Genomic DNA, 10,328 nt, shown 5'->3' with positions numbered 1-10,328 from the left:
CATGCCGCCCATGCCGCCCATGCCGCCCAGGTCAGGTTTGTCTTCCTTCGGCAGGTCGGTCACCATACATTCGGTGGTGATCATCAGACCGGCGATGGAAGCCGCATACTGCAGCGCGGAACGGGTTACCTTTGTCGGATCCAGGATACCCATGTCGATCATGTTGCCATACTCTTCAGTTGCCGCGTTGTAACCGGTATTACCTTCACCCGCTTTCACTTTATTCGCGATGACGGACGGCTCTTCACCGGCGTTGGCGACGATCTGACACAGCGGCGCTTCCATCGCGCGGCGCGCAACTTTGATGCCGACGTTCTGATCTTCATTGTCGCCACGCAGTTCAGCAATGCTGTTGGCTACGCGAATCAGCGCCACGCCGCCGCCGGCGACCACGCCTTCTTCCACTGCGGCGCGGGTAGCGTGCAGGGCGTCTTCAACGCGGGCTTTCTTCTCTTTCATTTCGACTTCGGTCGCGGCACCTACTTTAATAACCGCCACGCCGCCAGCCAGTTTGGCCACGCGCTCTTGCAGTTTTTCACGATCGTAATCGGAGGTGGCTTCGTCACGCTGCTGGTTGATTTGCGTAACGCGGCTATCGATAAGGGCCTTGTCGCCCACGCCGTCGATGATAGTGGTGGTGTCTTTGGTGATAACGACACGCTTGGCCTGCCCCATATCTTCCAGGGTAGCTTTTTCCAGCTCAAGGCCGATTTCTTCGGAAATAACGGTACCCGCGGTCAGGATAGCTATATCCTGCAGCATAGCCTTACGGCGATCGCCGAAGCCCGGCGCCTTCACTGCGGCGACTTTAACGATACCGCGCATGGTGTTTACCACAAGCGTAGCCAGCGCTTCGCCTTCAACATCTTCAGCGATAATCAGCAGCGGTTTGCCTGCTTTGGCAACGGCTTCCAGCACCGGCAGCATTTCGCGGATATTGGAGATTTTCTTGTCGGCAAGCAGAATGAACGGGCTTTCCAGTTCAACGGCGCCTGTTTCCGGCTTGTTGACAAAATACGGGGAGAGATAACCACGATCGAACTGCATCCCTTCAACCACGTCCAGCTCATCCTGCAGACCGGAACCCTCTTCCACGGTGATGACGCCTTCTTTGCCCACTTTCGCCATGGCTTCAGCAATTAGGGTGCCGACGGTTTCATCTGAGTTGGCGGAGATGGTACCCACCTGCGCGATCGCTTTGGAATCGGAGCAAGGTACGGACAGTTTTTTCAGTTCTTCTACAGCGGCGATAACGGCTTTGTCGATACCGCGCTTGAGGTCCATTGGGTTCATGCCGGCGGCCACGGCTTTCAGGCCTTCGTTAACGATAGAGTGAGCCAGCACGGTCGCGGTGGTGGTGCCGTCGCCTGCAGCGTCATTGGCTTTGGAGGCAACTTCTTTCACCATCTGGGCGCCCATGTTCTCGAACTTATCTTCCAGTTCAATTTCACGTGCAACTGAAACGCCGTCTTTGGTGATGACCGGCGCGCCGAAGGATTTGTCCAGCACCACGTTACGGCCTTTAGGACCCAGGGTCACTTTTACCGCGTCGGCCAGAACATTTACGCCGCGAAGCATTTTTACGCGAGCGTCGTTACCGAATTTTACGTCTTTAGCTGCCATTTCGATTTCCCTTAAATTCGTTCAGTTCAGATGATTACGCGCGGATTACTGCTCAACGATAGCCAGAATGTCGCTTTCGGACATAATCAGCACTTCATCGTTGTCGATTTTCTCAACCTTCACGCCATATCCGTCATTGAAAATCACGATGTCGCCAACTTTCACGTCCAGCGCTTTCACTTCGCCGTTTTCCAGAATCCGGCCGTGGCCCACAGCCAGTACTTCACCGCGAGTGGACTTGCCCGCCGCGGAACCGGTCAGCACGATGCCGCCCGCAGACTTGGCTTCAACTTCTTTACGCTTGACGATAACGCGATCATGTAATGGACGAATTTTCATTGATAGCTCCCCTTGAGAAAGTCCGTATCAGTTTTTTGGGATGAATACCGGGCATGATGTCATGCCCGGCCTCGTGGAGAATAAGATGGGGGCGTTCAGAGAAGCTTCAAGGGGATAAAAAAAATTTTTTTCACTTAAGTGATGAAATTTTAGCCATAATAAATTTAACATTATTTTAATCAAAAAGTTACATTTTATCACCCCGTCCTCTTTTTTTACCTATTTCTCATCGTCGCGCCGGTCGTTTAGTCTGTCGTGAGGAAGATCATGACGACGGTACTCGCCTTCAAAAGTCTCACCGCCGGCGCCGGGACCGCGCTGAAAACGCAGATAAGGCAGTAGGCGCAGCGTCAACAGATGCTGTATCGGCGGCAATAACAGCAGCAGGCCGAGGAAATCAGTGAAAAAGCCGGGCAGCAGCAGCAGAAATCCCGCGAGCAACAGCGAGACGCTTTTGATCATCTCGCCGGCGGGACTCTCACCGCGGGCCAGCTTGATCTGCATTTGCCCCAGAATACGCAGCCCCTGGGCCCGCACCAGCGATACACCGATAAATGATGTCGCGATCACCAGCAGCAACGTTGCCAGCACGCCAAGCACATGGGCGACCTGGATGAAAAGGGAAATCTCAATGTAGGTGATGATAAAAATGATTAGTAACGGGATCCAACGCACCGAATTCTCCTGTGTTATCGATTGCCGTCGCGAGAGTATCCGCCCAAAGCGATAAAATTCGCCACCGCAAAAAAATGCGCCTTGTTGCCGGCTTGTCTTAATGTAATGGTATCCCTCAAGACGATTTTCAAGCGATACGCAGGGTCGTGGCCCGTAAGCGCCTTTTGCCTCTCGCGCTAACTGGTTAAATAAAAACGATTAACTAAGCGTGATCGGCTTAATGGTCTTGTCTTAATGACAGAATATAATGGCAAAAATAAAACCAACGTCAGTTTAAGACACTGCATAGAGTAGATATTAACCAATTTTCTTTTAACATTAATGATAAAGACCGACAATTACAAGGAAGACGCATGTCAACCCTCATCCGTATAGAAGAAGACCTGCTCGGCACCCGCGAAGTGCCGGCTGACGCCTATTATGGCATTCATACCCTGCGCGCCAGTGAAAATTTCTACATCAGCAATACGCGTATCAGCGATATTCCCGAACTGGTACGCGGTATGGTGATGGTCAAAAAAGCCGCCGCACTGGCCAATAAAGATCTTAAGACGCTACCGCGGGATATCGCCGATATCATCGCACTCGCCTGTGATGAAGTGCTGGTCCGGGGCCGCTGCATGGATCAGTTTCCGGTGGATGTATTCCAGGGGGGCGCCGGTACCTCCGTCAACATGAATACCAATGAAGTGCTGGCGAATATCGGCCTGGAGCTGATGGGGCACCAAAAAGGGGAATACCAATTCCTTAATCCCAACGATCACCTCAACTTATGTCAGTCCACCAATGACGCCTATCCCACCGGTTTCCGCCTGGCGGTCTATCACGCGCTCCAGCGCTTGGTGGAAGCGATAGATTATCTGGGGGCGTGCTTTGAGAAGAAAGCGCAGCAATTCAACGGCATTCTAAAGATGGGCAGAACCCAGTTGCAGGACGCGGTTCCAATGACGCTCGGCCAGGAGTTCCACGCCTTTAACGGGCTGCTGAAGGAAGAAAACAAAAACCTGCTGCGCACAGCGCAATTGCTGCTGGAAGTGAACCTCGGCGCGACCGCCATCGGTACCCGACTGAATACCCCGGAAGGGTATCAGGCGCTGGCGGTGGAGAAACTGGCGGTGATAAGTAGCCTGCCCTGCGTCCCGGCCGAGGATTTGATTGAAGCCACCTCCGACTGCGGCGCCTATGTCATGGTCCACAGCGCCCTGAAACGCCTGGCGGTGAAATTGTCCAAGATATGTAACGACCTGCGGCTGCTGTCCTCTGGGCCGCGGGCCGGCTTGAATGAAATCAATCTGCCCGAACTGCAGGCGGGCTCGTCTATCATGCCTGCCAAGGTCAACCCCGTGCTGCCGGAGGTGGTGAATCAGGTGTGCTTCAAGGTGATCGGCAACGATACCTGTATCACCATGGCGGCAGAAGCGGGTCAGTTGCAGTTGAACGTCATGGAGCCGGTTATCGGCCAGGCCATGTTTGAGTCGATGTATATTCTTACCAATGCCTGTTTCAATCTACAGGACAAATGCATTGGCGGTATTACCGCCAACCAGGCTATTTGCGAGCAATATGTTTTTAATTCCATCGGTATCGTGACCTATCTGAACCCGTTTATCGGCCACCACAACGGCGATATCGTCGGTAAAATCTGTGCCGAGACCGGTAAAAGCGTGCGCGAGGTCATGCTTGAGCGCGGCTTGCTCACCGTGGCGCAACTGGATGATATCTTCTCGCTGCAAAACTTGATGCATCCTGAATACAAAGCCAAACGCTATCCTGACGATACCCCGTCCTGACCCCTGCATTGTCGCCGGCGGCGCGAACAGGCTATAATGCCCGCCGGCGTTTTCCACACAAGGGGTGATAATGGCAGATAACCCAGACGGCAAGCCGGACGGCGTCCTCCCACAGCCCGACGATGCCGGATTGTGTATCATTCTGTGCACCGCGCCCGACGACGCCCGCGCCATCGCCCAGCGTTTATTGGCCGGCAATCTCGCCGCGTGCGTCACGCTATTGTCCGGTGCCACGTCGCTTTATTACTGGCAGGGGGCGCTCGAACAGCAGGCCGAGGTGCAATTGCTTATCAAAAGCCGCATGGCCCTGCGACAGGCGGTATTCGCGCAAATCAAAGCCCACCATCCTTATCAAACCCCGGAGTTATTGGTACTGCCCGTCACCGGCGGCGACCCCGATTATCTATCATGGCTCAACGACTCTATTACGCTGATCTTGCTGGCGTGGCTGGCATGCCTGCAGCAGCAGCCCGCACTGCTGATTGGACTTGCCGTGCTGTTTATCCTGCTGGCGTTGTCGATGTTCGGCGTCTTTACCCTGCAATTACCCCCGGCGCTACAGACCCGCCTGACGCTTTGGAGCAACCGTCAGCGTCAAGGCACCTTACCCGGCGTCTTTATCATGGGCGCGCTGGCGGGCCTGTTTTGCTCCCCCTGCACCACTGCACCACTGCACCCCTGAGCGCCATTTTGCTGTACATCGCCCAAAGCGGTAATCTGTGGTTCGGCGGTTTTACGCTGTGGTTGTATGCGGTGGGCATGGGTATCCCGTTGGTGCTGGTCGCGCTGTTCGGCCATCGGATGCTGCCCAAAAGCGGCCCCTGGATGCAACAGGTCAAACAGGGGTTCGGTTTCGTTATTCTGGCGCTGCCGGTATTCTTGCTGGAACGCATTCTGGGCGATAGCTGGGGAGCGCGGCTATGGAGCCTCCTGGCGATCGCCTTTTTCGGCTGGGGCTTTCTACTGTGCCTGCAGGCCCGCGGCCGCCTGTGGCTGGCGGTGCTGCTGCTTGGCCTGACGCTGATAAGCGCACGGCCGGCGTTCCAGTCGGTGCAAGCGCTTGAGCAAATCACGCGGGTGCTGAACGCTTCCCCCGGCAAGCCGGTGATGCTGGATGTGTACGCCGACTGGTGCGTGGCCTGTAAAGAGTTTGATAAATACACCTTCAGCGATCCCGCCGTGGCCGAGCAAATGGGCCGCCTGACCCTGCTTCAGGCGGATGTTACCGCTAATGCGCCCGCGCAAAAAATGCTGCTTAGCCAGCGGCAGGTGATGGGGGCTGCCGACAATTCTGTTTTTCGATAGCCGCGGTAACGAGATCCCCGGCTCGCGGGTAACCGGTTTTATGAACGCGGCGGATTTTGCGCAACATTTGCGGAAACTGGCGCCGTGAGCGACACTCAAGCAAGGCAACCGCAGGTTAACCAGGAGGATATGTGCAACGAGAACATATACGGGATCGGGCGCTGAGCCTGCTTGAACAACGGGGTTTCGTGCGGGTATCACTGCCGATGAGCTGACGCTGTCGCTGTCGCTAGCGCAGCTGAGCGTCTACTGGCCGGATCGCGAGGCGTTACATTATGACTGCTTGCGCTACCATGCCGGCCAGGTGGACGCATGGCGCAGCCGCGTATGCCAAGATGACGCGATGGATGCGCAGCAAAAACTGCTGGCGCGCTATCAGATTTTGGCGGAACACGTTGAGCAGCAGCGTTATCCTGGCTGCCTGTTTATCGCCGCCTACAGCTTTTATCCCGATATCCCGAAACCGCGCATCCCATCCATCAACTGGCGGACCAGCAAAAGCAGGCGTTCTACCGCTACACCCGGGCGCTACTGGCTGAACTTGAGGTTGATGATCCGACCATGGTCGCCCAACAGATGGAGCTGGTGTTGGAAGGCTGCTTGAGCAAACTTCTGGTCAAGCACAACGCCCAGGATGTGGCGGTGGCGCGCCGTCTGGCGGAAGATATTTTACGTTTGGCACTGTGCCGGAAAAACGGCGCTTTGAGTTGAATTTTCCGCGTTTTGCCTGAAAATTCAGCAATTGACGGCGGTTTCACGTAATTCTCGGATAAACCCGTTGACGAAATCGAGCCAATACGGTTTAATGCGGCCGTTGCCCGGATAGCTCAGTCGGTAGAGCAGGGGATTGAAAATCCCCGTGTCCTTGGTTCGATTCCGAGTCCGGGCATCACAAGTACGTAAATGGACGTCTACCAGCGTCCTTTTTTATGCCTGAAATTCAGTCTCTGCAAGGCGTTACAAGATTTTTTAGTCAACAAAAGTCAACGGTAGTCTATTGCAATCAACCCTCATGTGGGGGCATTATTTGGGGCTCTTTCCGGTTCGATATAAAAAGGCCCCTATGAAGCTAAATTCACGGCAGGTAAAAACCGTCAAAGCCCGCGACAAAGGCTACAAACTTTCTGACGGTGGTGGGATGTATCTGGAAGTAACACCATGAGGTTCAAAGTATTGGCGCATGAAGTACCGCCGTCCTGGTGACAAAAAGGAAGACAAACTAGCTTTTGGGGTCTACCCCACTGTTTCACTTGCCGAAGCAAGAGCAAAACGCGACGAGGCCAAAAAACTTCTCGCTAATGGTGTAGACCCGAAAAAGATACAGCAAGAGGTTCAGGCGGAAGACAGAGGGGAATTTACCTTTGAATCCATCGCGAGAAAATGACACGCCAACAATAAAAGATGGGGTGAGGCCACAAGAGCTCGGGTACTTCTCACTCTAGAGCATTACGTCTTTTCCCGTATTGCTAATACGGATGTTCGCCAACTAAAAACTCGCCGTCTGTTAGCGGTAGTTCGCTCTATAGATGATGCTGGTATACATGATGTAGCACAGCGGCTGCAGCAGCGAATCTCCGCGATTATGCGTTATGCCGTGCAATATGAGATTATAGACAGCAATCCCGCGCTAGATATGGCGGGGGCTCTTTCTATCCCCAAAGCCGTTCACCATCTTGCATTACCTCCTGCCCGTATTACCGAACTCCTATCATGCATAAGTCGCTACAAGGGGCGAAAGGTTACCCAGCTGGCGGTAGAGCTAAACCTGTTGATATTTGTCCGCTCCAGTGAATTGCGCCTGGCTCGTTGGAACGAAATCAACTTCGAGCGTGATTTATGGGAAATTCCGGCAAAACGCGAACCGATAGCCGGGATACGCTATTCGGATAGAGGAATGAAAATGAAATCTCCCCACCTTGTCCCTATCAGCCGACAGGCAATGAGCATATTGCGGCAACTTGAAGCCCTGCGAGGAGAAGAAACACATGTCTTTCCCGGCGACCACAATCCGAACAGCGTAATGAGTGAGAACACAATCAACAAGGCCTTGCGCGTCATGGGTTATGATACCAAGTCAGAGGTGTGTGGGCATGGCTTTCGCACAATGGCACGCGGTGCTTTGGGAGAATCCGGGCTGTGGGCAGACGACGTAATAGAGCTCCAGATGAGTCATGTTGAACGTAATGGGTCAAAGTAGCTTACCTCCATACCTCAAAGTATCTGGAAGAGCGGTGCCTCAGGATGCAATGGTGGGCAGACTATCTGAATGCCAACCGAGAGCATAATATATCGCCCTACGAGTTTGCCAGGAGCCATGGCAGGGAAAATATCAGTAGTTAAAAGGCGATCTTTATAGACAGTAAAGTAAAGACGATCGTAGACTTCGATAGACGGCTATTGTCTAAGTTGTTTACCGTACAATTGTTAACTTGTTAGTACATAGTCATATAATAATAAAATACAAAAGGAGTGTATGGCGGATAACCTTCAAAATACTGAGCTAATTAATAATTTAAAAAAAATATATCAATCTGATTTCTGTTGCTGATGCCATGGATTCTATATGTGACAAATTAGGCTGCCATCAGGGCATTGCCGCAGCAACTTATATTATCTCATCTTCCAGAAGAATATGATCTCATGGGAAAACCTGCCAATGCTTTCTTTTTTGGTAAAAGAGTTGGGTTATCTACCTTTAAATATTATGAAAACTCTCCCTCTATCAGGGTGATGCTTATGCGAGCGATTGAAAAAGACATTACCATGCTAAAAAAGGAACTAACTCAATAATATAAAGATTTTGTATTTATAAAAGCCGATGTAGAAGAATGTTTAGGATTTTCTTTTGACAACCCGGCGGAGTTTAGGGCAGACCTCGAGTTTGATTCCGACAGTGACCAAAACAAAGTTTCTGAGCCACTTGAACCCTTCAGGGCTATTCAATCGCTTAAAGCAGAGAATAAGAAATTAAAGCAAGAGTTAGCTGCAACAAAGCTAAAGCTTCCTATTTTTCTTGGGGCGTATAGAGACAACGACCCTCTCCTGCTCGCCATTCAGTTACGTAATGTCGAATGGCGCCATTACGACGAGCACGACAGACGAACCATCCCAACACAGGCAGCTCTGGTTGCTCAGCTTCAAGAAAAATATGGCAAAGAACAAATGCCAGAAGTGCCAGCAAAAGCCATAGAGAAAGTCGCTTGCCCAATAAAACGTTAACCTAAACTATTAGCCAGCATCATCTTTATATCAACCCTCAGCACTGAGGGCTCTTTCCCCTAGAAATTCCGCCATTCAACCCTCACCCTGAGGGTAATTTCCGCGACCAACCACCATTAGGCCTGAGGGTGTGAAAAAATAGTGATTTTCTGTGGCAGGATGACTCTCGAAGTCAATCAACGCTTACCATCAACAGATAAGTTGAATAAGGAGTAACATGTCACAGTCACTCATTCGTTTACCAGAAGTCCAGCGGCGCACCAGTTACAGCAAAGCCTGGATATACCGTCTGATGTCCCAAGGGAAATTTCCAGCCTCCGTCAAGATTGGCACCCGGGCCATTGCCTTCGTTGAAAGCGAAATCGATGAGTGGATAAGCCAACGCATAGCTGAATATCGCGAGGAAATCGCCTGAGGAGATATTGTCATGTTACGTATTCTTGCGATAAATGACGTTCACGACGTCCATCAACAGCAATTAAAAAATTTAATCTGCTCGGAGAAGGGAATTCTATGTCCTATACCACCTGGTGTGCTTTTCTGATGGTGGCCTGTCTTACCGCTATCTCTCCCGGACCTGGCTCGATACAGGCGATGAGCCACGGACTTAGTCAAGGCTGGCGTAAAACCAGCTTAACCATCGCCGGCCAGGAAACGGCGCTGGCGCTTATCATGATTGCCATTGGTACAGGTGCCGGCATCATTCTGACATCACCCAATGCATTGATGGCAATAAGGGTGCTTGGGGCGGCCTGGTTAATTTATACCGGTTACTCAACATGGCGCGCCCCAATCCCTACAGAGGCGCTGTGCACATCCAGCTCCACCACGGCACCCTTAACGAAGTTAAAGCGTTTCATTACTGGCTTTATGACCACTGCCACTAATGCAAGGATTATCGTATTTATGATTAGTCTGATGCCGCAATTCATTGAACCCACGCAGTCGCTATGCCCGCAGCTCGTCCTGATGACGCTGACGATGCTCACCGTCGATGCCGTCATGATGCATGTCTATGCTTTCAGCGCCAGTCGTATACAGCATTTAGTGCGGGAGCCACGGATGATAAGGATACAGAATCGTCTCTTTGGCGGTGCCTTGGTGCTCAGTGGGGTGAGTCTGCTTTTGCCCTTTTAAAGATTGAGGCTTCATTAATTTAACAGTATTTATTGTGCGGCATATTCAATACGCAAATAACTGCATAAAGGCAAAAAATAGCTTTAACGGAGAATAACTGTAAGCGCCCCGTGGAGGACGTCTTGAATTATTGGTGGGTTTGTTGTATAAGACAGTAAACCTACGTTACACGCTTATGCTCATTGCATTTTCACATTGTATTGATTTTAATAACTTTTATTTCCATCCCGGTTTGAGTGA

At 51.8% G+C, this 10,328-nt stretch carries 6 protein-coding genes, 1 tRNA gene and 4 pseudogenes (1 of these 11 running past the window's edge); 8 read left to right on the top strand and 3 right to left on the bottom strand.

Annotated elements, in window-relative coordinates:
• From groL to ACMX3H_RS09110, 3 genes and pseudogenes are all read right to left on the bottom strand, one after another.
• Nucleotides 1-1,623: pseudogene (groL, locus tag ACMX3H_RS09120) on the bottom strand (chaperonin GroEL); its annotated part reaches 9 nt to the left of the window's first position; the annotation flags it as partial.
• A gap of 45 nt (nucleotides 1,624-1,668) precedes the next feature.
• Entirely contained in the window at nucleotides 1,669-1,962 is a 294-nt protein-coding gene (locus ACMX3H_RS09115; RefSeq protein ID WP_074013646.1) for a co-chaperone GroES, read from the bottom strand.
• A 219-nt stretch (nucleotides 1,963-2,181) separates the two neighbouring features.
• On the bottom strand, nucleotides 2,182-2,637 hold the full coding sequence (locus ACMX3H_RS09110) for an FxsA family protein (protein WP_415210580.1): 456 nt from the start codon (nucleotides 2,635-2,637) through the stop codon (nucleotides 2,182-2,184).
• Between the two features lie 353 nt (nucleotides 2,638-2,990).
• On the opposite strand from ACMX3H_RS09110, the gene aspA reads away from it, so the two are divergent.
• The 8 genes and pseudogenes from aspA (at nucleotide 2,991) to ACMX3H_RS09070 (ending at nucleotide 10,088) form a co-directional block, all read left to right on the top strand.
• A complete protein-coding gene (gene aspA, locus ACMX3H_RS09105; RefSeq protein ID WP_415210579.1) occupies nucleotides 2,991-4,427 on the top strand; it encodes an aspartate ammonia-lyase in 1,437 nt (478 codons plus the stop codon).
• Between the two features lie 70 nt (nucleotides 4,428-4,497).
• A pseudogene (gene cutA / locus ACMX3H_RS09100) lies at nucleotides 4,498-5,820 on the top strand (divalent cation tolerance protein CutA).
• A gap of 43 nt (nucleotides 5,821-5,863) precedes the next feature.
• Nucleotides 5,864-6,443 (top strand): annotated as a pseudogene (dicD, locus tag ACMX3H_RS09095) (division control transcriptional repressor DicD).
• A gap of 105 nt (nucleotides 6,444-6,548) precedes the next feature.
• Nucleotides 6,549-6,621, top strand: a tRNA-Phe gene (locus tag ACMX3H_RS09090).
• Between the two features lie 174 nt (nucleotides 6,622-6,795).
• Nucleotides 6,796-8,072: pseudogene (locus tag ACMX3H_RS09085) on the top strand (tyrosine-type recombinase/integrase).
• Nucleotides 8,073-8,324: 252 nt separating this feature from the next.
• Nucleotides 8,325-8,522 (top strand): hypothetical protein, encoded by a 198-nt coding sequence (locus ACMX3H_RS09080; RefSeq protein ID WP_415210578.1) that lies wholly within the window; start codon nucleotides 8,325-8,327, stop codon nucleotides 8,520-8,522.
• Nucleotides 8,523-9,168: 646 nt separating this feature from the next.
• Nucleotides 9,169-9,366, top strand: a complete 198-nt coding sequence (locus tag ACMX3H_RS09075; protein ID WP_415210577.1) for a helix-turn-helix transcriptional regulator — start codon at nucleotides 9,169-9,171, stop codon at nucleotides 9,364-9,366.
• 98 nt (nucleotides 9,367-9,464) lie between these two features.
• Nucleotides 9,465-10,088 (top strand): LysE family translocator, encoded by a 624-nt coding sequence (locus ACMX3H_RS09070; protein WP_415210576.1) that lies wholly within the window; start codon nucleotides 9,465-9,467, stop codon nucleotides 10,086-10,088.
• Nucleotides 10,089-10,328: the final 240 nt, after the last annotated feature.

This window comes from Sodalis sp. (in: enterobacteria) (assembly GCF_047607725.1).
Lineage (GTDB): Bacteria > Pseudomonadota > Gammaproteobacteria > Enterobacterales > Enterobacteriaceae > JBLKSS01.
Note: the sequence above shows the minus strand (reverse complement) of the source record. Positions and strands in the feature narration are given on the sequence as shown.

Bases quoted from the DNA above. Each gene is read 5' to 3' on its own strand.
- ACMX3H_RS09070 (WP_415210576.1), top strand. From the start codon at position 9,465: ATGTCCTATACCACCTGGTGTGCTTTTCTGATGGTGGCCTGTCTTACC.
- ACMX3H_RS09115 (WP_074013646.1), bottom strand. From the start codon at position 1,962: ATGAAAATTCGTCCATTACATGATCGCGTTATCGTCAAGCGTAAAGAA.
- ACMX3H_RS09075 (WP_415210577.1), top strand. From the start codon at position 9,169: ATGTCACAGTCACTCATTCGTTTACCAGAAGTCCAGCGGCGCACCAGT.
- aspA (WP_415210579.1), top strand. From the start codon at position 2,991: ATGTCAACCCTCATCCGTATAGAAGAAGACCTGCTCGGCACCCGCGAA.